The sequence below is a fragment of the Aeromonas sp. R1-1 genome (assembly GCF_040908495.1).
GTDB classification, from domain to species: Bacteria; Pseudomonadota; Gammaproteobacteria; order Enterobacterales; family Aeromonadaceae; genus Aeromonas; species Aeromonas veronii.
The window spans coordinates 40074-63479 of record NZ_JBFODV010000170.1; the positions used below are offsets into that span (position 1 = coordinate 40074).

Here is a 23406-nt window from a genome sequence, read left to right on the forward strand (position 1 = left end):
GGGATGCGGGTCAGACCCGCATCCCCAGCCATCCTTTTGGAGCAAGAGAATCATGATAGCAATCAGAACCCTGTTGACCCTGACCCTGCTGCTGGGAGTGGGTTATCCGCTGGCGGTCACCGGGCTGGCCCAACTGCTGTTCCCCTGGCAGGCCAACGGCAGCCAGCTGACCGACAGCAAGCAGCAACTGATCGGTAGCGCCCTGCTGGGGCAGAAATTCGAGCGGGCTGACTACTTCCATCCCCGTCCCTCCGCCAGCGATTTCAACACCATAGGCGGCAGCGCCAGCAATCTGGGGATGAGCTCGCCGCTGCGGGCAGAGTTTGCCGAACAGGCCGCCAAAGCTCAGCCGGGAACCAGCTCCCCCGCCATGCTGACCCGCTCCGCCTCCGGCCTCGATCCCCACCTGCCACTGGATGCGGTGCTGGCTCAGGTCGACCGCGTCGCCAAAGAACGTGGACTGGATCCCGCCCAACTGACGGAGCAGGTCAAGTCGGCCACACAAGCTGGTATCCTTGGCCCGCAGGTGGTCAACATTCTCCAGCTGAATCTGCAACTGGATCATAAAAAGGGCGCCTGATGGCGCCCATTCCGGTTTGGTGATGACCTCGATTTTCGCAACGGGCGGTTGGCTCGATAGGGATAACAATGGCTGATGTAGCAAGCGCTGACGCCCTGCTGACGAGTCTGATGCAGGAGCATGGGGATGCGTGATGAGGTAAGGGCCGACGCCCTGCTGGCGAGCCTGGAACAGGAGCACAAGGGCAAGCTGAAGGTGTTTCTCGGCGCCGCTCCCGGCGTCGGCAAGACCTACGCCATGCTGCAGGCGGTGCGGGAACAGGCCAAAGAGGGGGTCGACATCCTGATCGGCGTGGTGGAAACCCACGGCCGTCAGGAGACCCTGGCTCTGCTCGACAAGCTCGCCATCATGCCGCGCAAGATCCACATGCACCGCCAGCAGCGACTGGAGGAGATGGATCTCGACGGCCTGCTCGCCCGCAAACCGGCCATCGCCGTGGTGGACGAGCTGGCCCACAGCAACGCCCCCGGCAGCCGCCACGAGAAGCGCTGGCAGGATGTGGAGGAGCTGCTCAACGCCGGGATCGACGTCTACACCACCCTCAACGTGCAGCATCTGGAGAGCCTCAACGATCTGGTGTGGCAGCTGACCGGGGTCAGGGTGAAAGAGACCCTGCCCGATCAGGTGCTGCTGGAAGCCGACAGTCTGGTGCTGATCGACCTGCCCCCCAAGGAGCTGCTCGGCCGCCTCAAGGAGGGCAAGGTCTATGTGCCCCATCAGGCCAAGGCGGCGCTGCAATCCTTCTTCTCCCTCAACAACCTCACCGCATTGCGGGAGCTGGCGATGCAGACCGCCGCCAGCCATGTGGAGGGCGATCTGCAACTGCAGTGGCAGGCAGCAGGCAAGAGCACCTTGCCGCTGCGGGGCAAGCTGATGGTTTGCCTCGGTGACCTGCACGGCTCGGCGCTGGTGCGCTACGGCCACCGCTTTGCCCAGCGCCGTCAGCTTCCGTGGCTGGTGGTGCATGTCGACAGCAATGGCCGCCGTTCTGCCGATGTGGAGCAGGCGCTGGCGCTCGCCTCCCACCTCGGTGCCAAGGTGCTGACCCTCTCCAGTCCGGCGGTCGCCAACACCCTGCTGGAGACCGCCGAACAGCAGCAGGTCTCCCAGCTGCTGCTCGGCAAACCTCACAAGGCGCCGTGGCGCCGCTCGCTGGTGCAGCACCTGCTCAAGCAGGCGCAAGGGCTCGAAATCACGCTGGTCGATACCGAGAAGCAGAAGCCCGAAGTAGGGATGCGCGTCCCGACCCCGAAGGATATTCACCACAGCCTGCTGGCGGTGACCATCATGGGGATCACCTCGGCCGCCGCCTGGGGGCTCTCCTACTGGCTGCCGCCCGCAGCGTTGCCACTCATCTTTGTACTGGGGGTTCTGGCGACTGCCCTCACCACCAGTCTGGTACCCGCCACGCTGGCGGCTGTGCTGGGCTTTATCGCCCACAATCTGCTCTTCACCGCCCCCTACTTCTCCCTGAGCGTCGCCAACCACAGCGATCTGCTCACCCTGTTTGTGCTGCTTATCGTCGGCATGACGGCGGGACGGCTCGCCTCCCGTCAGCGCCAGCAGTTGATCGGTCTACGAGAGACCCAGCAGCTGGGCAATGCCCTGCTCTCCCTCAGTCAGGGGCTGGCCACTGCCAGCAGCCCGGAGGAGGTTTTGAGACAAGGTGCCCAGGCCATTTCACTGGCGCTCGGCCAGCCGACCGTGGTGATCGACAAGGAGTTCAACGACAGGCTCGGCAACGAGAAGCACAGGCCAGGCCAGACCGACAAGGCGGCCATCGACTGGTGTCTGGCCCAGAAGCAGAGCGCCGGAGCCCACACCGCCACCCTCAATGCTGCCGAGGCCCAGTATCACCATCTCAGCGACGATCTGGTGATCGGCATAACGCTGGCCAATCCGCTCTCCTCCTCTGCCGAGCACCAGCTGCAGGCGCTGCTCACCGATATTCGCGCCGCACTGGCGCGGATCGACCTCAACGAGCGGCTGGCCGACAGCCAGTTGCAAGCGGAAACCGACCGGATGCGTGCCGCTCTGCTCTCCTCGGTCTCCCACGATTTGAAGACGCCGCTGGCCACCATCATGGGGGCTGGCAGCACCCTGCTGGAATATGGTGACCGGATCCCCGCCGAAGACCGCGACGAACTGCTCCACTCGGTGCAGGAGGAGGCGCGCCGCCTGCACAGCTATGTGCAGAATCTGCTGGATATGACCCGCATCGGCTCCCCCGACTTCCAGCTGAAACGGGACTGGGTCGATCTGGCGGATCTGGTGGAGAGCGCCCGCAAGCGGCTCGACTCCTCCTGGCGCCAGCACAAGCTGCTGGTCCATTTCGATCAGCATGTGCCCCAGCTCTATGTCCATGGCGCCCTGATCGAGCAGGTGCTGGTCAACATTCTCGACAACGCCTCCCGCTACTCGCCGGCTGGCACCCCCATCGAGTTCAAGGTGATGGTGGCCGAACCCGACCTCATCATTGACATCATCGATATCGGGGTCGGTATCGCCGAGTCGGATCGGGAGAAGATCTTCAATCTCTTCTACACCCAGCCGGTGGGCGATTGCGGCAGCCGTGGCACCGGGCTTGGCCTCGCCATTTCCCGCGCTATGATAGAGGCCCACGGCGGCAAGATTTGGGCCTTCTCCGGCCCCAATGGCAACGGCACCTGCATGCGCATCTCTCTGCCGCTAGCCCTCAATTCACCGGAGGTCTGATGGCTGACCGCCAGCTCGGGTCACTCAGCCCCTCCCACCATTCGCCTCTGGAGGTTCGATGGCGCACATTCTGGTCATAGATGATGAAGCGGCGATCCGTCGCTTTCTGCGGATCAGCCTGATTGCCGAGGGGCATCAGGTGAGTGAGGCGGTGGGGGTCAATGAAGGGCTGGAGCAGTATCGCCACCTCAACCCCGATCTGGTGATTCTCGATCTCGGTCTGCCGGACGGCGATGGTATTCAGGTACTGCAGGCCATTCGCGAACACCACCCCAACCCGGTACTGGTGTTGTCGGCCCGCGATTCGGAGCAGGAGAAGGTGCGGCTGCTGGATGCCGGTGCCAACGACTACATGAGCAAGCCGTTTGGCATCGGCGAGATGATGGCCCGCATTCGCGTGCTCTTGCGCCAGCGGGCTGGTGTCAGCAGTGGCGAACGGCGCCACTTCCCCCAATGCGGCCTGACACTTGATGTCAGCAGCCACAAGGTGACCATGAAAGACGAAGAGATCCCCCTCTCCCGCAAGGAGTTCGCCCTGTTGCAGGCGCTGGTGTGCCACCCCGGCAAGCTGGTGATGCAGACCCAGCTGCTCAATGACATCTGGGGGCCGAGCCACAAGGAGGACACCCACTACCTGCGCATCGTCATCGCCAGCCTGCGCAAAAAGCTGGGGGATAACCCCCAGCAACCGACGCTTATCGAGACCGAATCCGGTATCGGCTACCGTTTTATCGGCAACTGACGTTTCACGTGGAACGACGCCCGTAGCAAAGCAGCGCCAGCAGACCGCAGCCACTGAGCAACAGGCCGAGATCCTGCAATCCGGCCGCTACCGCCAACCCCAGACTAAGCAGCAGGTAGTAGCCAAGCCCGAACAGGGCGCCAGCACTGCCTGCAACTTCGCGATAGGCCAGCAGCGCCTGACTCAGCACATTGGGAATCGCCAGCCCAAAAGCGATGACTACACCCATCATGGGCAACAGGAACCAGAGGCTGGCCTGAGTCGCGCAGACCAGCAGCCCGGCGACCAGCGCCAGAGCGCAAGCCAGTCTGACCAGAGAGGACGGCAGCCACCCTCTCCCCAGCAGATGCTTGTTGAGCAGGCTACCGAGCAGGGTCGCCAGTGCCAGCAAGATCCCCGAGTAGCCAAACTCGCCGGTGCTCAATCCCAATCCGGCAAACAGGAAGGGGGCCAGACTGTAGTAGCCAAACAGCATGGTGTTGAACAGGGCGACCAACATGGCACTGCGCCAGAGCCCGCCATCCTTCATCATCCGGCACGCCAACGGCCAGAGTGCGACTTGCTGGCTGGTGGCCGGACGGGTTTCCGGTAACTGCCAGCAGGTCACCAGCAGCAAACCTACCGCCAGTACCAGCAGGCCGCTGAACACCCCGAGATAGCCGAACCAGCTCGCCAGCTGACCACCACTGAGCAGCCCCAGCACCGGACTGAGTGAGAGCGCAATGCCCATCACCGAGAAGACCCGCGCCAGATCGTTGCCCTGATAGCTATCGCGCAGCATGGTCTGGGTCACCACAGATCCCACCGCGGCGCCAAAAGCCGAGATAACCCGGGCCAGCAGCAGGGTTTCAAACTGGTTGGCCAGCAGCGCCAGCAAGGTGCCGACGCCATAGGTGAGCAGACCCGCCAGCATGGCGGGACGGCGCCCGATCAGATCGCAGAGCCGTCCCCAGCAGACCACGCCCACCGCAAACGCCAGAAAATAGACCGACAGGGTCTGGGATGCCTGCCCTTCGCTCACCTGAAACTGAGTAGCGATGTGGGTCAGGACCGGGCTGTAGATGGTCTCCACAATTTGGGGAAACATCATCAATCCCACCACCAGCCAGAGCGGTGGCAACTTGTTGTTCATGACAAACCTCCTTCACAAGAGGTCGCCATTCTAGAGAGATGCCGATTGTCCGATTACAATAAGCAGGACTATAAACATCAAAAATCGGACATATGGCCTTTATTCTTCCCGATCACCCTTTTGACCCCGACCAGCTGACGGGCAGCGTGATCGGCATTGCCTCCGCCCTCGGCTGGCACGACTCGGGCCTGCATCAACATCAACGCCATCAGCTGCTGTTCGCCCAATCCGGCTGCATGACCATGGAGCTGGAAGGTCGGGTCTGCCTGCTGCCGCCCACCCGCGCCGCCTGGCTGCCTGCAGGCACCGCACACCGGATCTTGATGCGCGGTGTGGTGGCCTACCGCTCCCTCTACTTCCAACCGCACCCCGAGTTGCCCGGTACGGTGGAGGTGTTGGCGGTCAATCCGCTGCTGCACGAACTGATCGAACGGATGGCACTCTGGCCGTGGGACAAACCGCAAGAGCAGCAACAACGGACGGTGGCACTGTTCATGGAGGAGTTGGGGCAGGCGCCGCGGGAGTCGTGGCAGTTGCCGCTGCCAACCGATCCCAGACTGGGCGGCTGGCTACAGCAGTTGAAGCGGGGGGATGCCCTGCCGGAGCGGCTCAATCAGTTAGCCAGACAGATAGGCGCCAGCGACAAGACCATTGGCCGCATCTTTATGCGGGAGACCGGCATGAGCTATCAGGCGTGGCGCCAGCAGTGGCGACTGTTGCGCGCCATGGAGCTGCTGGCAGAAAGCGAGTCCATCAGCCGGATTACCGCTGCGCTGGAGTTCTCCAGCGACAGCGCCTTTATCAGCTTCTTCAAACAACATACGGGACAGACCCCCCTGCGCTACCTCAACTCTCGGGGTGAGTCGCCACAGCCTGGCTCGCCTCCACCACCAGGGTATCCAGCGCCAGCGGTTTGAGGTTGTGCAGCGCATCCTGCACCACGGCATGGGATGCCTGTTGCAACTCGCTCTGCACATCCTGCTCCAGCTGGGCACTATCCAGCTCGGGCCGCGGGTTTTCGTTGGCCATCACGTTCAGGCTCAGGGCACTCACAATCAGGGTAGCGATCAGGCTTTTCATCTGGTTTGCTCCGGTATGGTTGAGATGACCAGATAGCTATTCCAATAGTTGTGCCAATCCTCATACAATTCATAACATGATGATTTTGTTCAAATTAACTATCTTGCGATACCAAATTGAGTCGCAAAATGCATCCCGCCCAGTCATTTTTAAACCAACAGTTGGTGATTTTAACCACGCTTGATTTTTACACTATGTTCCACGTGGAACGTCCCATCTTTTTGATCGACACCCGCTTTTAAACTGAGCTATGGTGCTACATCCCCGTAACTCAAATCTGGATCTGTCACTGAATGGAATTTTCCTTGTTCGGCGAGAAGTTCACTCGCCACGCCGGCATTACCCAACTCATGGATGACCTCAATCAGGGGCTGACCAATCCGGACGCCATCATGTTGGGTGGCGGCAATCCGGCCCCCATCCCCGCCATGCTGGAACGCTTTCAGGCCGAGGCCAAGAGCCTGCTCGACAACGGCGAGCTGGTCAAAGCGATGGCCAACTACGACGGCCCACAGGGCAAAGACAGGTTCACTAAAGCGCTGGCAGCCCTGCTCAACAAGGAGCTGGGATGGGATATCTCGGCCCGTAATATCGCCCTGACCAACGGCAGCCAGAATGCCTTCTTCTACTTGTTCAACCTGCTGGCCGGCGAATTTGCCGATGGCCGCAAGAAGAAGGTGCTGTTCCCGCTCGCCCCCGAATACATCGGCTATGCCGACTCGGCGCTGGCCGACGACTACTTCGTGGCCTACAAACCCACCATCGAGAAGCTGCCCGATGGCCAGTTCAAATACCACGTGGATTTCGAGAGTCTGCAGGTAGGTGACGATATCGGGGTGATCTGCGTCTCCCGCCCGACCAACCCGACCGGCAACGTGCTGACCGACGAAGAGATCGAACATCTCGATCAGATCGCCCGCGACAAGGGAATCCCGCTGCTGATCGACAACGCCTACGGCGTCCCCTTCCCGGGCATCATCTTCAGCGAAGCCAAGCCGTTCTGGAACACCAATACCATCCTCTGCATGAGCCTCTCCAAGCTGGGCCTGCCGGGCACCCGTTGCGGCATCGTCATCGCTGACGAGAAGATCATTCAGGCCATCACCAACCTGAGCGGCATCATCAATCTGGCGCCGGGCAGTCTGGGCCCCGCCATCACCATCCCGATGATCGAGAGCGGCGACATAATCACTCTCAGCGAACAGGTGGTGAAACCCTTCTATCAGCAGAAGGCGGAGCTGGCGGTGCAGCTGCTGCGCGAAGCGATCCCCGACCCGCGCTTCCACATTCACAAGCCGGAAGGGGCCCTCTTCCTCTGGCTCTGGTTTGAAGGCTTGCCGATCCACTGTCAGGAGCTGTACGAGCGACTGAAGGCGAAGAACCTGCTGATCGTGCCGGGTCACTACTTCTTCCCCGGCATCGATGACCCCGAGTGGCGTCACAGCCAGGAGTGCATTCGCCTCAACTACTCCCAGAGCGAGGAGCTGGTGCGCCGTGGCATCACCATTCTGGCCTCTGAAATCAACGCCCTCTACGCCGGCTAATCCAATCCAGCGATACAAAAACAGAAAGGCCTGCAGATGCAGGCCTTTATTGTTTATCGCGATCCGGTTTGCTTAGCCGGGCAGCGCCAGCTGCTCGGGTTTGCCGATGGGGATGGCTCTGGGCTTGAGCGCCTCCGGCAGCTCGCGAGCCAGATCGATGGTCAACAGACCATGCTCCAGCTTGGCGCCCTGCACTTCCACGTGCTGGCTCAGCTTGAAGGCGAGCTCGAAGTCACGCTCGGCAATTCCCTGATGGAGGAACTGACGCTCACCGGCCGCAGCCCCTTTGCGCCCCTTCACCTTGAGGGTGCCGTTTTCGGTCTCCAGCTCCAGCTCTTCGCGCTCGAAGCCAGCTACGGCGACCGTGATGCGATAGCCATCCTGATCGCGCTTTTCAATGTTGTACGGGGGGTAAGCGGCGGTCTTCTGCTCGAACAGACCTTCCAGCTCACGGGCCATCCGCTCGAAGCCGACGGCGTTGGAATAGAGATGAGAAAAATCGAGGTTACGCATAATCCTATCCTTCTAATAAGCAACAGGTTCAACTCTCCACAGGCCCGTTATCGGCACCCGGGAAATTTTAAAATTTCAGTGAATTCAGGCTATCAGCCGTTAATCTCAATCTTGCGTGGCTTCATCGCCTCGGGCACTTCACGCACCAGCTCGATGTGCAGCAAGCCGTTTTTCAGGTCGGCCCCTTTCACCCTCACATAGTCGGCCAGCTGGAAGCGGCGCTCGAAACCACGCTCGGCGATCCCCTGATAGAGATAGTTGCGCCCGGTGTCGGCCTGCTTGTTGCCCTTCACCGTCAGCAGATTTTCCTGGAAGCTCAGTTCCAGCTCTTCCTGAGTAAAGCCCGCCACCGCCATGCTGATGCGGTAGTCGTTGTCACCCAGCTGCTCGATGTTGTAGGGGGGATAACCGGCATTGCCATTGCTGGCCGCAGATTCGATGAGATTGGCCAGACGATCGAAACCGATGGCAGAACGATAGAGCGGAGAAAAGTCGATAGAACGCATAGTATTACCCTCTTGTGAGCGATAACGGATTGTTTGCCCTCCTTATGGACGGGCACCTGGTCGAAACCTCTGTCGAGCGTTCCGGCCTTGTTACCTATATAGGGGCTCACTTTTTCCTTTCAAGGGGATTTTTTCAAATTTTTTAAATGGCCTCGCCGACCTTTGGAACATCAACCAGTTGGCCCGATAGTGATGATAATCGACCCGTGGGCCACTGATGGCAATGCGCTCCGCACCCCATAATTGGTTGCATATCCACCAGCCAACATGGAGCCATCCCATGAAGATTACCCAGGTTCGCAACGCCACCTTGCTGCTCGACTATGCCGGCACCCGCTTTCTGATCGACCCCATGCTCTCGGCTAAAGGGGCTTTCCCCGGCTTTGAGGGCACCGCCAACAGCCAGCTGCGCAATCCGCTGGTCGAGCTGCCGCTACCGCTCGATGAGCTGGTCAATGTGGACGCCGTGATCGTCACTCACGACCACCCCGACCACTGGGATGACGCCGCCAGAGCCCTGATCCCCAAGCATCTGCCGCTCTTGGTGCAACATCAGAAAGATGCCGATGCCATTCGTGCCAGTGGCTTTGAGGATGTGCGGCTGCTGAGCGACCAGCCCGAGTTTGCCGGCATTCGCCTGCAACAGACCGGTGGCCAGCACGGCAGCGACCAGTTGATGGCGGTACTGGGCGAGCGCATGGGAGAAGTGTGCGGCGTGATCTTCTCCCATCCCGATGAACAGAGCCTCTATCTGGTAGGTGATACCATCTGGCATCCCTCGGTCGAGCAAGCCCTGCAACAGCATCAACCCGAGGTCATCATCCTCAACTGCGGCGATGCACAGGTGCCCGGACTCGGTTCCATCATCATGGGCAAGGAGGATGTCGCCGCCGTTTATCAGGCCGCACCGCAAGCCACGCTGATCGCCAGCCATATGGAGGCGGTCAACCACGCCGTGCTGTCACGCCAGGAGCTGCACGACTATCTGGCGGAACGGGGCATGATGGATCGGGTACGGGTGCCAGAAGATGGAGAGGCGATATCACTGTGACCCGCAGGAGGGCCATGCCAGACATGGCCCTTCGGCTTTCACTGCCAGACGCTTATGATGAGTGGTCTGCGCACAGAGAGGAGCCAACATAATGCCCACCCCGATCGTTGCCGTGGTGACCTTCGATCACTTCAGCCCTTTTCACTGCGCCGTCCCCTGTCTCATCTTCGGCGACATCCTGCCGGGCCAGCCGCTGTTCGAGCTCAAGATCTGCTGCGGTGATGGCAACCATCATGCACACTCGGCGCAAGGCTTCACCATTCAGGCTCCCCATGGGCTGGAGGTGCTGGCCGAGGCTGAGATCATCGTCATCCCCTTCTGGCACGACCCGGCAGCACAGCCACCCGCAGCGCTGCTCGATGCCCTGATTGCCGCCAGAGCCAGAGGTGCCCGGCTGGTCGGGCTCTGTCTTGGCACCTATGTGCTCGCCTACGCCGGACTACTTAATGGTCGCAAAGCATCGACCCACTGGGAGTACGAGCAGGATTTCTGCCACCGCTTTCCCTGCGTGCAGCTCGATACCAACGCCCTCTATGTGGATGACGAAGGGCTGGTCACCTCGGCAGGCACTGCCGCCGGGCTGGACTGCTGCCTCTATCTGGTACGCCAGTACCACGGCTCGGCCATCGCCAACAAGGTGGCGCGGCGGCTGGTGATCCCGCCCCACCGGGAAGGGGGTCAGGCCCAGTTTATCGAGCAGCCGGTGCCCGCCTCCACCCGCGATGTCCGGATGAACCAGTTGCTCGATCACCTGCGTGCCCATCTGGCCGAGCCTCACACCCTGGACTCTCTGGCGGCCCATACCCTGATGAGTCGGCGCACTTTTACCCGCCGTTTTCATCAGGCAACTGGCCTCTCGGTGGGTGAATGGCTGCTGGCGGAGCGGCTCAGGCGCAGTCAGGAGCTGCTGGAGGTAAGCGGCCATTCCATCGACCGCATCGCCGAGCTGGTCGGCTTCAAGAGTGCCACCTCCCTGCGCAATCACTTCCGCGCCCGCTTTGCCATCTCCCCCAGCGAGTGGCGACGATCTTTTCGCGGAAACAATGTCTGATGACATCCTCTTACCCGCTCACTCCGCTATGGCAGGCTAACCAGAAATCCCGAGGAGTAATCCCATGTCCCGTTCCGAACGCCTGCTGGCCCTGCTCCAGCTGCTGCGCGGCCACCGTTACGCCATAACTGGCGCGGAGCTGGCCAACCAGCTTGGCATCAGCCTGCGCACCCTCTATCGGGATATCGCCACCCTGCAGGCGCAAGGTGCCCATATCGAGGGTGAACCGGGGATCGGCTATGTGCTGCGTCCCGGCTTCATGCTGCCGCCATTGATGTTCAGTGAAGAGGAGCTGGATGCGCTAGTGCTGGGGTCACGTTGGGTCGTCGCCCACGGTGACGGAGCCTTGAGAGCATCGGCCAGCAGTGCGCTGGCCAAGATAGAAGCCGTACTGCCAGCCGACTATCGCCAGCAGCTCCAGAGCAATGCCCTGCTGATCGGCACCTCCCGCAGCGACCGCCTCACCGATGAAGCCCCGCTGCGCTGCGCCATCCGCCAGCAACGCAAGGTGACCCTGAGTTATCGTGACCTCAAAGATGAGGCCTCTGAGCGTACCGTCTGGCCCTTTGCCCTCGGCTACTTCGAACAGGTGCGGGTACTGGTAGCCTGGTGCGAACTGCGTCAGGGCTTTCGCCACTTTCGGGTCGATCGCATCACACGGATGCAGCCGCAAGATTGCCGCTATCCCAAAAGCAGAGAGAGCCTGCTGAAGGAGTGGCGCCCCACCCAGCAGATCCCGCAACCCAGATTCATTGCTGACAGAAACTGACAGCAGGTAGCACCATGCTGACGGGGTCGGCGCCAATGCGCCATCTCATCAGCAAGGAGCATCACCATGTTAGTCCCCCAGTTCACCATCCTCTACGTTACCAACCCGGCCCGCAGTGCGCTCTTCTACTGCCAGCTGTTCGGGCGTGAACCGGTGGAGGAGTCACCTACCTTTGCCATGTTCGTGTTCGAATCGGGCGCCAGACTGGCACTCTGGTCCAGCGCCACTGTTGAACCTGCCGTGACCCAAACGGCCGGAGCGATGGAGCTGGCCTTCGCCCTCCCCGATGATGATACCGTCGATCGCCTGTCTGCCGAGTGGCTGGCGCGCGGGCTCACCCTGATCCAGGCGCCGACCAAGATGGAGTTTGGCTACACCTGCATGGCCCTCGATCCGGATGGCCATCGTCTGCGCCTCTACTGCCCGGCACCTGAGCTTGGTTAATCGGGTTCAATGTTCCACGTGGAACGAGCAACGTCCTCCACCAGAAAAGCAAAAAGCCGCTCACAAGGAGCGGCTTTTTGCTGTCTGACTGCGTCGATTAGACGTCGAGGTTGGCCACGCGCAGGGCGTTGGTCTCGATAAAGTCACGACGGGGCTCAACGGCATCACCCATCAGGGTGGAGAAGAGCTGGTCAGCGCCGACGGCGTCGTCGATGGTGACGCGCAGCATGCGGCGGGCTTCCGGATCCATGGTGGTTTCCCACAGCTGGTCCGGGTTCATCTCACCCAGCCCTTTATAGCGCTGGATGTAGATGCCGCGCTTGCCTTCGCCCATCAGCCACTCAACCGCTTCGACGAAGCTGGAGACCGGCTTGACCTTCTCGCCACGCTTGATGTAACCGCCTTCCTCGATCAGGTTGGCGATCTCCTTACCCAGCGAGACCAGCTGACGGTACTCGGAGGATTGCAGGAAGTCGTAGCTGAGCGGATATTCGCGATCGACACCGTGCTGACGTACCACGGCGTGCGGCACGTACAGGCTGCGCTCTTCGTCACGACGAACCTGGATCTGGTACTGGATACCGTGGTTGCTCTCGTTGAGCACGGCTTCCATACCCTGACACCAGGCCAGCAGATCGCTCTCGCTGTTCAGCAGCGCTTCGTTCAACTCCGGCTGATAGATCAGCTGGGTCAGCACGGCTTCCGGCGCACGACGAGACATACGGGTGATCAGGTGAGTCACCGAGCGGTGCTGGTTGACCAGACGCTCCAGTGCCTCGCCACCGATGGCCGGGGCAGACTCGTTAACGTGCAGGGTAGCACCATCCAGCGCCATGGCGGTCTGGTACTGCAGCAGCGCGTCTTCGTCTTTCAGGTACTGCTCCTGCTTGCCCTTCTTCACCTTGTAGAGCGGCGGCTGGGCGATGTAGACGTAGCCACGTTCGATGATTTCCGGCATCTGACGATAGAAGAAGGTCAGCAGCAGGGTTCGGATGTGCGCACCATCAACGTCCGCATCGGTCATGATGATGATGTTGTGATAACGCAGCTTGTCCGGGTTGTACTCATCGCGACCGATACCGCAGCCCAGTGCGGTGATCAGGGTGCCCACCTCTTGCGAGGAGATCATCTTGTCGAAACGGGCCTTCTCTACGTTCAGGATTTTGCCCTTGAGCGGCAGGATGGCCTGGTTCTTACGGTTGCGACCCTGCTTGGCGGAACCGCCAGCAGAGTCCCCTTCCACTATGTAGAGTTCGGAGAGAGCCGGGTCTTTTTCCTGACAGTCAGCCAGCTTGCCGGGCAGACCGGCGATATCCAGCGCGCCTTTACGGCGGGTCAGTTCGCGGGCTTTGCGGGCCGCTTCACGGGCACGGGCCGCATCGATGATCTTGTTGACCACGATCTTGGCATCGCCCGGGTTTTCCAGCAGGAAGTCCGCCAGCTTCTCACCCATCGCCTGTTCAACGGCGGTCTTCACTTCGGAAGAGACCAGCTTGTCCTTGGTCTGGGAGGAGAACTTGGGATCCGGCACCTTGACGGAGATAACGGCAATCAGACCTTCACGCACGTCGTCGCCACTGGCGGCAGACTTGGCCTTCTTGCTGTAGTCCTCTTTGTCCATATAGGAGTTCAGAGTACGGGTCAGCGCGGTACGGAAACCAACGAGGTGAGTACCACCATCCCGCTGCGGGATGTTGTTGGTGAAGCAGTAGACCCCTTCCTGATAGGCATCGTTCCACTGCATCGCCACTTCAACGCCGATACCATCCTGCTCGGTGGTGAAATGGAACACCTTCGGGTGGATCGGGGTCTTGTTCTGGTTCAGGTATTCAACGAACGCCTTGATGCCACCCTCGTAGCAGAAATGCGCCTCGCGGCCATCACGCTCGTCTTGCAGACGGATGGAGACACCGGAGTTGAGGAAGGAGAGCTCGCGCAGGCGCTTGGCCAGGATCTCGTAGTGGAACAGGGTATCGCTGAAAATGGCAGGACTCGGCCAGAAGCGAACTTCGGTACCGGTGCCGGTGCTGTCGCCAATCTGCTTGAGCGGCGCTTGCGGCTCACCCAGATGATAGGTCTGCTCGTAGACGTGGCCGTTACGACGAATTGTCAGCAACAGCTTGTCAGAGAGGGCGTTAACTACCGAGACACCCACGCCGTGCAGGCCGCCGGATACCTTGTAGGAGTTGTCATCAAACTTACCGCCAGCGTGCAGCACGGTCATGATGACCTCTGCGGCGGAACGGCCCTCCTCCTCGTGCATGTCTACCGGGATACCCCGGCCATTGTCACGCACAGAGACAGAACCGTCGGAATGGATCTTGACCAGAATATCGGAGCAGTAGCCAGCGAGCGCCTCGTCAATGGAGTTATCGACGACCTCGAACACCATGTGGTGCAGACCCGAGCCATCATCCGTATCGCCGATATACATCCCCGGGCGCTTGCGGACCGCATCCAGGCCCTTCAGCACCTTGATATTCGAGGAGTCGTAAGTATTTTCACTCATAGCTTACTCTCTGCCTTCTCTAACGTTTCGGAGATTTTACCCTGTTCCACGTGGAACAACTTACAGTCATTCGCATCCATCATGTCTGCGAGCTGACCGGTGTCGATGGCGGTGATAAACACCTGGGACGCACACTGCTTCAGCCTTGCGGCCAGCAAGCGGCGCTTGTCGACATCCAGTTCAGAGGCAAAATCGTCAATTAAAAAAATACAGCCACGGCTGCTATGTTGATTCAAATAGAGCCCTTGGGCCAGTCGCATGGCGCAGACCAGCAACTTCAGCTGACCCCGGGACAAAATATCCTGAGCGGGCACCCCGTTCGCCTTGAGGCGCACATCGGCTTTCTGTGGACCGACACCGGTATAGCCCAGCGCCCGATCCCGCTCAAACCCCGCCTCCAGCAGTTCGTTGAGGGAGGTATCTTTCTCCCAGCCCCGGTAAAAACCAAGACTGATATCAAATTCCGGTAGGAAATCCGCCGTCATCTCCTTGATCAGGGGCGTAATGGCCTGACAATAACTGGCGCGAAACTCGGCCAGCTCACCACCCAGCCGCACCAACTCCTGATCCCAGAACGCCAGCTGGCGGTACTGGGTGCTCTGGCGCAGCAGCGCATTGCGCTGTTTCAGCAGCCGCCGCACTCGCCCCCACAGGGCAAAGAAGGTCGGCTCCTGATGGAAGACACCCCAATCGAGCCAGGCGCGGCGAGCCTGAGGCCCGCCCGTCAGCAGGTTGAAACCATCGGGATGGATCAACTGCACCGGCAACAGCTCCGCCAAATCGGCAAGCCGCTGGGCCTGTGCCCCGGCAATCTTGAGCTGGGTCTCGCCACTCTTGTCTTTGGCAAGACCGATCGGTACCTGACGCCCCTCCAGTTCACACTGGGCAAACAGGGTAAAGGCCCGCTCCCCCTGGCGGATGACCCGCCCGGTCAAATGAGTGCGAAAGGAGCGCCCCAGACCAAGGTAGTGAATGGCTTCCAGCACGCTGGTCTTGCCGCTGCCATTGCACCCGACCAGAATATTGAGGCCGGGTGACAACGCGAGACTGGCTTGCTGGATATTGCGAAAGTCGCTGAGCTGGAGTTTGACCAGAGACACGACTAGATCCGCATCGGCATTACCACATACTGAGCATCCTGATTTTCAAAATCCTCAATAATGGCGCTGCTGACGGAATCGCTCAGGCTAACCCGGATTTGCTCACATTTTAACGTATTCAGCACGTCCAGCACATAAGAGACGTTGAATCCGATCTCCATCTCGCCAGCAGCGTATTGTACGTCAAGCAGCTCTTCCGCTTCTTCCTGTTCCGGGTTGTTGGCGGTGATGCGCAGCAGGTTTTCCTGCAGATTGAGACGCACCCCACGGAATTTTTCGTTGGAGAGGATCGCAGCGCGGGCAAACGCCTGACGCAGATCCTCACGGCCGGCGATCAGGGCCTTGTCGCTGTTGCGCGGAATGACCCGGCGCCAGTCCGGGAAACGGCCATCCACCAGCTTGGAGGTGAAGATGAAGCCGTCGAGGGCGGCGCGCAGGTTGCTGCGACCGATCTGCAGTCGCACCGGCTTGTCTTCCGCTTCCAGCAGACGCACCAACTCCAGCACCCCTTTGCGTGGCAGGATAACCTGATGATCGGGCAGCGATTCCCCCACAACCTCGCGGCGGCAGGTGGCCAGACGGTGACCGTCGGTCGCCACGGTACGCAGACCGTGACCTTCACTCTCGAACAGCATGCCGTTCAGGTAGTAACGCACATCCTGGCTGGCCATGGAGAACTGGGTAGCGTCGATCAGCTTTTTCAGCTCCAGCTGGCTGATATCGAACTCGAGCACGGACTCCCAATCCTCGATGTTCGGATACTCGGTCGCCGGCAGGGTCGACAGATTGAAACGGGAACGGCCGGAACGGATGATCAGGCGATCGCCTTCGGTATTGAGGCGGATCTCGGCGCCTTCCGGCAGACCACGGCAGATGTCCAGCAGCTTGCGCGCCGGCACAGTGGTGCGGCCATCTTCACTGGCATCATTCAGATAGACCTGACCGATCATCTCTACTTCGAGATCGGTGCCGGTCAGCGACAGCAGACCGTTGCTGACATCAAGCAGCACGTTGCCGAGGATCGGCAGGGTCGGCCGGCCACCCAGGGCGCCGGACACCAGTTGCAGAGGACGTAACAGGGCCTCACGGCTAATTTCGAGCTGCATCTGTGCTCTCCGTTATCAGGAAGAAAGGGTACGGATCAGGTTGGAGTAGTCCTCCTTGATGTCGTGACTCTCCTCCTTCAGCTGCTCGATCTTGCGGCAGGCATGAAGAACGGTGGTATGGTCACGGCCACCAAAGGCATCACCTATCTCCGGCAAACTGTGATTGGTCAGCTCCTTGGCCAGTGCCATCGCCAGCTGGCGCGGGCGGGCCACGGAGCGGGAACGGCGCTTGGAGAGCAGATCCGCAAGCTTGATCTTGTAGTACTCCGCCACCGTCTTCTGGATATTGTCGATGGTGACCAGCTTCTCCTGCAACGCCAGCAGATCGCGCAGCGCTTCGCGTACGAAGTCGATGTTGATGGCGCGACCGGTAAAGTTGGCGTTGGCGATCACCCGGTTGAGGGCCCCTTCCAGTTCACGGACGTTGGAACGCAGCCGTTTGGCAATGAAGAAGGCCACTTCGTCCGGCAGGTGGATCTGGTTCTCGTCCGCCTTGCGCATCAGGATGGCAACGCGGGTCTCCAGCTCAGGCGGCTCGATCGCCACGGTCAGTCCCCAGCCGAAGCGGGACTTGAGGCGATCCTCGACACCGTTGATCTCTTTCGGATAGCGATCCGAGGTGAGGATGATCTGCTGGTTGCCTTCGAGCAAAGCGTTGAAGGTATGGAAGAACTCCTCTTGGGAGCGCTCCTTGTTGGCGAAGAACTGGATGTCATCGATGAGCAGGGCATCGACGCTGCGGTAGTAACGCTTGAACTCTTCAATGGCGTTGTTTTGCAGCGCTTTCACCATGTCCTGCACGAACCGCTCGGAGTGCATATAGATGACTTTCGCATCTTTTTTGCTCTCCTTGATGGCATTGCCAACGGCGTGCAGCAGGTGGGTTTTACCCAAACCGGTACCGCCATAGAGGAACAGCGGGTTGTAAGCGCCACCCGGATTGTCCGCCACCTGACGGGCCGCCGCACGAGCCAACTGGTTGGACTTACCCTCGACGAAATTCTCGAAGGTATAGTTCACGTTGGTGTTGCTCTTGTGGTTCGGCTCGGGCTTGGTTTCGGGCTTGCTTTCCCAGCTCTTCTGCAAGTTATTCACAGGCGCAGCACCCTGCGCCGGCGCTCTGCTTGCAGCGACGGTGACGGGGTGGGGACGATTGCCGATATCAAAACGCAGGGCGGGGCCATCGACCCCGCAAAGTTCGTTAATGATGCCGTTCACCCGGATGAGGTACTTGTCTCGCACCCAGTCCAGAACGAAGCGATTCGGTGCATACAGGGTCAGAGTATTGTCACTCAACTCCGCTTGAAGCGGCCGGATCCACATGCTGAATTCTGCCGAGGGCAACTCATCTTGCAGCCGGTTAAGGCACTGCTGCCATAGCGAAGCAGTCACTCTAAACTCCTGTCGATTGATTAACTAAAGACCGGCTATTCTACGTTTTTAGCCGCCGGATCTCCAGCCGTGACCCCGCGGATCCAGCAAATAAGATCCTTGACTTTCAAGGATCCAGCGCCTCCGGATCATCTTTCATCCCCAAAGTTACCCACAGCTTGATCCACTGCTGCAACTGGCGGATTTCGTGCTGCACTCCTGTTATTTCATATAACCAAATGTCATTTATTTTTTAAATTTTATTCCAATAACATCAGCGCCAAAGCAGTTATTACAACTACAAATACAAGACATTTAGAGAGAGAAACCCCATGAAAACTTCCATCAAGCTTATTTCCGGCGCAGCCATCCTGTTAGCTACCCTGTCTGGTCAGGCCATCGCCCAGGAGACCATCAAGGTCGGCATGTCCGGCAAGTACTTCCCGTTCACTTTCGTCAAGCAGGACAAGCTGCAGGGCTTTGAAGTGGATATGTGGAACCAGATCGGCGAGCGCACCGGCTACAAGGTCGAGTTCGTGACCGCCAGCTTCTCCGGCCTGTTCGGCATGCTGGAAACCGGCCGTGTCGATACCATCTCCAACCAGATCACCATCACTGACGAGCGCAAGGCGAAGTACGACTTCTCCCAGCCTTACGTCTATGACGGCGCCCAGATCGTGGTCCGTCAGGGCAACAACACCATCCACGGCATCAAGGATCTGGAAGGCAAGAAGGTCGCGGTCAACCTGGGCTCCAACTTTGAAGAGCTGCTGCGCAAGAACGATCCGAACCACAAGATCGATATCCGCACCTATGACTCCGCCTTCGAACAGGATGTCGCGCTGGGCCGCATTGACGCCTTCGTGATGGACCGCGTCTCCACCGCCCAGCTGATCAAGGAGTCCAAGCTGCCGCTGCAACAGGCAGGCGCGCCGTTCGAAACCATCGAGAACGCCCTGCCCTTCCTGAAGACTCCGGAGAAGCAGGCGCTGCTGAAGAAGGTCGATGAGGCTCTGACCGCCATGCGCAAGGATGGCTCCCTGCGTCAAATCTCCGAGAAATGGTTCGCGTCCGACATCACCGACAAATAAATGATGCACTTCGATATCGAGTACACCCTGGGGCTGTTTCCCATCCTGCTCAAATATCTGGGCACCACGATGGAGATGGCCCTGTGGGGATTCGCGTTGGCACTCGTACTGTCGCTGGCACTGGCGATAGTTCGGGTCTTTCGCATCCCCGTGATCCACTGGCTGGCGATGCTCTATATCTCGTTCTTTCGGGGTACACCGCTGCTCGTCCAGCTGTTTCTGCTCTATTACGGGCTGCCACAACTGTTCCACGTATTTTCCGGGATGGATGCCTTTACCGCCGCCATCATAGGTCTGACCCTCCACTTTGCCGCCTACATGGCCGAGTCGATCAGAGCGTCGATCCTGGGTATCCACAAAAGCCAGATGGAGGCGGCGCTCAGCATCGGCATGAGCCGGCTGCAGGCGATGCAGCGGATCATTCTGCCGCAGGCGGCACGCATCGCCACTCCGTCGCTGATGAACTACTTCATCGACATGATCAAGAGCACCTCGCTGGCCTTTACCCTCGGTGTGGCCGAGATCATGGGCAAGGCGCAGATGGAAGCCTCCTCCTCCTTCAAGTTCTTCGAGAGCTTTATGGCGGTAGCACTCATCTACTGGGTAGTGGTCATCTTCTTCACCCGCTTGCAGCATCTGCTGGAAGTACACCTCAACCGTGCCTATTAAAGGAGGGCTCTCATGATCAAGCTAACCGGCCTCTCCAAGGCATATCACGGCAATCAGGTGCTCAACGGCATCGATCTGGAGGTAAAGAAGGGGGAGATAGTGGTCATTATCGGCCCCTCCGGCACCGGCAAGTCGACTCTGCTGCGCTGCCTGAACCTGCTGGAGACCCCGGATGCGGGTTCGCTTGCCATCGACGATCTGCAGCTCAATCTGGCAAATGCCAGCGAGCAGCAGGCCATCGAGCTGCGCAAGCGCGCCTCCTTCGTGTTCCAGAACTACGCCCTGTTTGCCAACAAGACGGCACAAGACAACATCGCCGAAGGGCTGATCACCGTCTGGAAACAGCCAAAGGCGGAAGCCCGTGCTACTGCCCTCGACATCCTTGAGGATATAGGTCTTGCCGACAAGAAGGACGCCTATCCGGCCTCCCTCTCCGGCGGCCAGCAGCAGCGGGTCGGCATCGGCCGGGCCATGGCGGCCCACTCCAAGGTGATCCTGTTTGACGAACCCACCTCGGCGCTCGATCCGGAGTGGGTCGATGAAGTGCTCGGGCTGATGAAAAAGCTGGCTAGCCAGCACCAGACCATGGTGGTGGTGACCCATGAGATTGAATTCGCAAGGGATGTGGCCGATCGGGTGATCTTCATGGAAGGTGGCCGGATCGTGGAGCAGGGCCCGCCGGATCAGATATTGGTCGATCCCAAGGATCCCCGTACCCGGGAGTTCTTGCGGAAAGTCCTTAAATAGCTCTCTCTTTGGCGGCCTGGCCGCCTTTTTTATTGAGGGATCCCTTGTTTAACACCGGGTTGCCAGTATAATCCGGAGCCCTCGATCCTCTGGATCCTCACGCTCGGCAGTGGCCTTTTCAAGACCACCGTTGGATGAGAGGGAACGGCGGATTGACTAAAAGCCGAACTCTGTTTAGAATTCGGCCTCTTTTGCTAGTCGTCACACGCTATAGCTGGCGCGTCGGCTAAGTGTGACAATCAAAACTGTACAGTAATACGGAATCGAATCATGAAACGTACTTTTCAACCGTCCAACCTGAAGCGCAAGCGCTCTCACGGTTTCCGCGCCCGCATGGCAACTGCCAACGGTCGTAAAGTTCTGGCCGCTCGTCGTGCCAAGGGTCGTGCCCGCCTGGTAGTCTAATGCCTACCCAGCACACCTTCTCTCGGGAGTTACGTCTGTTAACTCCCGAACACTTCAAACGCGTTTTCGCCGAGCCTGTCCGGGCAGCCTCTCCGCAGATTACTCTTCTCGCCTCTCCCAATTCGCTCGAACACCCTCGTCTTGGTCTCGCTGTGCCCAAAAAAGCACTCAAGCGTGCCGTCTGGCGTAACCGTGTCAAACGGGTGGTTCGGGAAAGTTTCCGCCTCAAACAACATCAGCTGCCCGCTATCGACATCGTGGTGATCGCCAAGGCCGGTGTGAAAGAGATGGATAACGAGGAACTGTTCAAGTTACTGGAAAAGCTATGGCGCACTCTGTCACGCCGTTGCAATGGGTAGCTATCAAACTGATACGTCTGTATCAGCTAATCATTAGTCCCCTGCTGGGGCCGCGCTGCCGTTTTACCCCGACTTGTTCCCAATTTGCGATAGAAGCAATCCGACTTCACGGTTTCATAAAAGGCGTTTGGTTAGCCAGCAAACGTCTATTAAAATGCCATCCCTTATCCGAGGGTGGTTATGACCCGGTTCCGCAACCAAAGCGAAGAAACTGAAGACTATGGAATCACAACGCAATCTACTCCTGATCGGTTTGCTGTTCGTGAGCTTTTTGCTCTGGCAACAGTGGGAGTCCGACAAGGCTCCCAAGCCGGCCCCGACTACCGTGGCCCAAACCGAACATTTCGTACCTGAAGCCGGTCAATCCGGTGATATTCCTCAGGTTTCCGAGCAAGCCAATGCGACTGCCGCACGCAAGCTGATCACCGTCTCCTCCGACGTGCTCAAGCTGACTCTGGATACCCAGGGTGGCGACATCGTCTCTGCTGAACTGCTGGCCCACAAGCTGGAAGAAGGCAAGGATCAACCGTTCGTACTGCTGACCAGCCAGCCTGAGCATCTTTATGTTGCCCAGAGCGGTCTGGTTGGTCGCGATGGTCCTGACAGCCAGGCCCAGGGTCGTCCCACCTATGAAGCCGCCCAGACCAGCTACCAACTGGCCGATGGTCAGGATCAAGTCGTCGTTCCGATGACCTGGACCGACAGCAAAGGCGTTGTCTTCACCAAGGAGTTCATCCTCAAGCGTGGTGACTATGCCGTTGGCGTCGACTACAAGATCGACAACAAATCCGCCGAGCCGGTACAGGTGCAGTTCTACGGTCAGCTGAAGCAGACCGTGGCGACTCCGAAAGACCAGCAAGGCCATGCCATGGTAGCCAGTGCTTACCGCGGCGGTGCCTTCTCCACTGAAGATACCCGCTACAAAAAGTACACCTTCGACGAGATGAAGGATGCCGACCTGAGCAAGACCACCAAGGGTGGTTGGGTCGCCATGCTGCAACACTACTTCGTCTCTGCTTGGGCTCCGAACGCAAACGATACCAACAGCTTCTACAGCCGTGTGATCCCGGGCAAAGGCCAGGCCATCATCGGTTACAAGGCGCCGATGGTTGACGTGGCAGCCGGTCAACAGGCCGAAGTGACCAGCAAACTGTGGGTTGGTCCCAAGCTGCAAGACCAGATGGCCAAGGTGGCAAACCACCTCGACCTGACCGTCGATTACGGCTGGCTGTGGTTCATCGCCCAACCGCTGCACTGGTTGCTGACCGTGTTCCACGGTTTCGTCCAGAACTGGGGTGTGGCCATCATCATGCTGACCCTGCTGGTGCGCGGCATCATGTTCCCGCTGACCAAGGCCCAGTACACCTCCATGGCCAAGATGCGCATGCTGCAACCCAAGATTGCGGCCCTGCGCGAGCGCTTCGGCGATGACCGCCAGAAGATGTCTCAGGGCATGATGGAGCTGTACAAGAAGGAGAAGGTCAACCCGCTGGGTGGCTGCCTGCCGATCCTGGTTCAGATGCCGATCTTCATCGCCCTTTACTGGGCACTGATGGAGTCCGTCGAACTGCGTCACGCGCCGTTTGCCCTGTGGATCACCGACCTGTCAGTGAAGGACCCCTTCTTCGTGCTGCCAATCCTCATGGGTGCCTCCATGTGGTATCTGCAGAAGATGAGCCCGACCACCGTAACCGACCCGATGCAGCAAAAAGTGATGCAGTTCATGCCGATCATCTTCACTTTCATGTTCCTCTGGTTCCCGGCTGGCCTGACTCTCTACTGGCTGGTGAGCAACGTCATCTCCATCATCCAGCAGACCATCATCTATCGTCAGCTGGAGAAGAAAGGACTGCATTCACGCAGCTAATCTTCCCGTGATGACAAAAGAGGCGGCCTTCGGGCCGCCTTTTTTATTACAATGT

Annotated in this window: 24 protein-coding genes; 16 read left to right on the forward strand and 8 right to left on the reverse strand. The window is 59.4% G+C overall.

Annotated elements, in window-relative coordinates:
- Nucleotides 1-52: 52 nt before the first annotated feature.
- The 3 genes from AB5Y92_RS09975 to AB5Y92_RS09985 all read left to right on the forward strand — a co-directional run bounded on the left by AB5Y92_RS09975 (nucleotide 53) and on the right by AB5Y92_RS09985 (nucleotide 4037).
- On the forward strand, nucleotides 53-580 hold the full coding sequence (locus AB5Y92_RS09975; RefSeq protein ID WP_005355772.1) for a potassium-transporting ATPase subunit C: 528 nt from the start codon (nucleotides 53-55) through the stop codon (nucleotides 578-580).
- Nucleotides 581-706: 126 nt separating this feature from the next.
- Nucleotides 707-3295 carry a sensor histidine kinase KdpD gene (locus AB5Y92_RS09980; RefSeq protein WP_005355773.1) on the forward strand — a complete coding sequence of 863 codons (2589 nt, stop codon included), beginning with the start codon at nucleotides 707-709 and terminating at the stop codon, nucleotides 3293-3295.
- A gap of 58 nt (nucleotides 3296-3353) precedes the next feature.
- Nucleotides 3354-4037 carry a response regulator gene (locus AB5Y92_RS09985; protein ID WP_005357169.1) on the forward strand — a complete coding sequence of 228 codons (684 nt, stop codon included), beginning with the start codon at nucleotides 3354-3356 and terminating at the stop codon, nucleotides 4035-4037.
- 4 nt (nucleotides 4038-4041) lie between these two features.
- On the opposite strand, the gene AB5Y92_RS09990 is transcribed toward AB5Y92_RS09985, so the two are convergent.
- Nucleotides 4042-5169, reverse strand: coding sequence for a multidrug effflux MFS transporter (locus AB5Y92_RS09990; protein ID WP_368226677.1), 1128 nt, complete (start codon nucleotides 5167-5169; stop codon nucleotides 4042-4044).
- A 92-nt stretch (nucleotides 5170-5261) separates the two neighbouring features.
- Between AB5Y92_RS09990 and AB5Y92_RS09995 the strand changes: the two genes are divergently transcribed.
- Complete coding sequence (locus AB5Y92_RS09995) at nucleotides 5262-6086, forward strand: helix-turn-helix transcriptional regulator (RefSeq protein WP_368226679.1); 825 nt, start codon at nucleotides 5262-5264, stop codon at nucleotides 6084-6086.
- Here the strand turns inward: AB5Y92_RS09995 and AB5Y92_RS10000 are convergent.
- Nucleotides 6016-6249, reverse strand: a complete 234-nt coding sequence (locus tag AB5Y92_RS10000) for a hypothetical protein (RefSeq protein ID WP_224969196.1) — start codon at nucleotides 6247-6249, stop codon at nucleotides 6016-6018. The genes AB5Y92_RS09995 and AB5Y92_RS10000 overlap by 71 nt on opposite strands.
- A 293-nt stretch (nucleotides 6250-6542) precedes the next feature.
- Between AB5Y92_RS10000 and AB5Y92_RS10005 the strand changes: the two genes are divergently transcribed.
- Nucleotides 6543-7793, forward strand: coding sequence for a valine--pyruvate transaminase (locus AB5Y92_RS10005; protein ID WP_368226681.1), 1251 nt, complete (start codon nucleotides 6543-6545; stop codon nucleotides 7791-7793).
- Nucleotides 7794-7865: 72 nt separating this feature from the next.
- Here AB5Y92_RS10005 and AB5Y92_RS10010 read toward each other — a convergent pair whose 3' ends face one another.
- On the reverse strand, nucleotides 7866-8306 hold the full coding sequence (locus tag AB5Y92_RS10010; protein WP_005339297.1) for an Hsp20 family protein: 441 nt from the start codon (nucleotides 8304-8306) through the stop codon (nucleotides 7866-7868).
- A 92-nt stretch (nucleotides 8307-8398) separates the two neighbouring features.
- Entirely contained in the window at nucleotides 8399-8812 is a 414-nt protein-coding gene (locus AB5Y92_RS10015; protein ID WP_005339298.1) for an Hsp20 family protein, read from the reverse strand.
- A gap of 280 nt (nucleotides 8813-9092) precedes the next feature.
- On the opposite strand from AB5Y92_RS10015, the gene AB5Y92_RS10020 reads away from it, so the two are divergent.
- The 4 genes from AB5Y92_RS10020 to AB5Y92_RS10035 all read left to right on the forward strand — a co-directional run bounded on the left by AB5Y92_RS10020 (nucleotide 9093) and on the right by AB5Y92_RS10035 (nucleotide 12127).
- On the forward strand, nucleotides 9093-9863 hold the full coding sequence (locus AB5Y92_RS10020) for an MBL fold metallo-hydrolase (protein ID WP_368226683.1): 771 nt from the start codon (nucleotides 9093-9095) through the stop codon (nucleotides 9861-9863).
- Nucleotides 9864-9954: 91 nt separating this feature from the next.
- Nucleotides 9955-10914, forward strand: coding sequence for a helix-turn-helix domain-containing protein (locus tag AB5Y92_RS10025; RefSeq protein WP_368226685.1), 960 nt, complete (start codon nucleotides 9955-9957; stop codon nucleotides 10912-10914).
- A gap of 64 nt (nucleotides 10915-10978) precedes the next feature.
- On the forward strand, nucleotides 10979-11683 hold the full coding sequence (locus tag AB5Y92_RS10030) for a YafY family protein (RefSeq protein ID WP_064339082.1): 705 nt from the start codon (nucleotides 10979-10981) through the stop codon (nucleotides 11681-11683).
- Between the two features lie 66 nt (nucleotides 11684-11749).
- On the forward strand, nucleotides 11750-12127 hold the full coding sequence (locus AB5Y92_RS10035) for a VOC family protein (RefSeq protein WP_158111057.1): 378 nt from the start codon (nucleotides 11750-11752) through the stop codon (nucleotides 12125-12127).
- A gap of 97 nt (nucleotides 12128-12224) precedes the next feature.
- On the opposite strand, the gene gyrB is transcribed toward AB5Y92_RS10035, so the two are convergent.
- Genes gyrB through dnaA form a run of 4 tightly spaced genes read right to left on the reverse strand, consistent with a single transcriptional unit; the run spans nucleotide 12225 to nucleotide 18234 of the window.
- Nucleotides 12225-14636, reverse strand: coding sequence for a DNA topoisomerase (ATP-hydrolyzing) subunit B (gene gyrB / locus AB5Y92_RS10040; RefSeq protein WP_069529351.1), 2412 nt, complete (start codon nucleotides 14634-14636; stop codon nucleotides 12225-12227).
- The gene (gene recF / locus AB5Y92_RS10045; RefSeq protein WP_368226687.1) at nucleotides 14633-15736 is read right to left on the reverse strand and encodes a DNA replication/repair protein RecF; all 1104 of its coding nucleotides are present in this window, start codon (nucleotides 15734-15736) and stop codon (nucleotides 14633-14635) included. The genes gyrB and recF overlap by 4 nt, the downstream gene beginning before the upstream one ends.
- A gap of 2 nt (nucleotides 15737-15738) precedes the next feature.
- A complete protein-coding gene (gene dnaN / locus AB5Y92_RS10050) occupies nucleotides 15739-16842 on the reverse strand; it encodes a DNA polymerase III subunit beta (RefSeq protein ID WP_320656737.1) in 1104 nt (367 codons plus the stop codon).
- 15 nt (nucleotides 16843-16857) lie between these two features.
- Complete coding sequence (gene dnaA / locus AB5Y92_RS10055; RefSeq protein ID WP_033115253.1) at nucleotides 16858-18234, reverse strand: chromosomal replication initiator protein DnaA; 1377 nt, start codon at nucleotides 18232-18234, stop codon at nucleotides 16858-16860.
- Between the two features lie 311 nt (nucleotides 18235-18545).
- On the opposite strand from dnaA, the gene AB5Y92_RS10060 reads away from it, so the two are divergent.
- The 7 genes from AB5Y92_RS10060 to yidC all read left to right on the forward strand — a co-directional run bounded on the left by AB5Y92_RS10060 (nucleotide 18546) and on the right by yidC (nucleotide 23351).
- Nucleotides 18546-19304, forward strand: coding sequence for an amino acid ABC transporter substrate-binding protein (locus AB5Y92_RS10060; protein WP_033115252.1), 759 nt, complete (start codon nucleotides 18546-18548; stop codon nucleotides 19302-19304).
- Nucleotides 19305-19973, forward strand: a complete 669-nt coding sequence (locus tag AB5Y92_RS10065; RefSeq protein WP_124242552.1) for an amino acid ABC transporter permease — start codon at nucleotides 19305-19307, stop codon at nucleotides 19971-19973. It abuts the gene before it with no gap.
- A 12-nt stretch (nucleotides 19974-19985) separates the two neighbouring features.
- Nucleotides 19986-20720, forward strand: a complete 735-nt coding sequence (locus AB5Y92_RS10070; protein WP_368226690.1) for an amino acid ABC transporter ATP-binding protein — start codon at nucleotides 19986-19988, stop codon at nucleotides 20718-20720.
- A gap of 270 nt (nucleotides 20721-20990) precedes the next feature.
- A complete protein-coding gene (gene rpmH, locus AB5Y92_RS10075) occupies nucleotides 20991-21125 on the forward strand; it encodes a 50S ribosomal protein L34 (protein ID WP_005307156.1) in 135 nt (44 codons plus the stop codon).
- Nucleotides 21125-21484 carry a ribonuclease P protein component gene (rnpA, locus tag AB5Y92_RS10080; RefSeq protein ID WP_005342318.1) on the forward strand — a complete coding sequence of 120 codons (360 nt, stop codon included), beginning with the start codon at nucleotides 21125-21127 and terminating at the stop codon, nucleotides 21482-21484. The genes rpmH and rnpA overlap by 1 nt, the downstream gene beginning before the upstream one ends.
- Entirely contained in the window at nucleotides 21451-21699 is a 249-nt protein-coding gene (gene yidD / locus AB5Y92_RS10085) for a membrane protein insertion efficiency factor YidD (protein ID WP_010672280.1), read from the forward strand. The genes rnpA and yidD overlap by 34 nt, the downstream gene beginning before the upstream one ends.
- A 5-nt stretch (nucleotides 21700-21704) precedes the next feature.
- The gene (gene yidC, locus AB5Y92_RS10090) at nucleotides 21705-23351 is read left to right on the forward strand and encodes a membrane protein insertase YidC (protein ID WP_209297121.1); all 1647 of its coding nucleotides are present in this window, start codon (nucleotides 21705-21707) and stop codon (nucleotides 23349-23351) included.
- The last annotated feature ends 55 nt before the right edge of the window (nucleotides 23352-23406 follow it).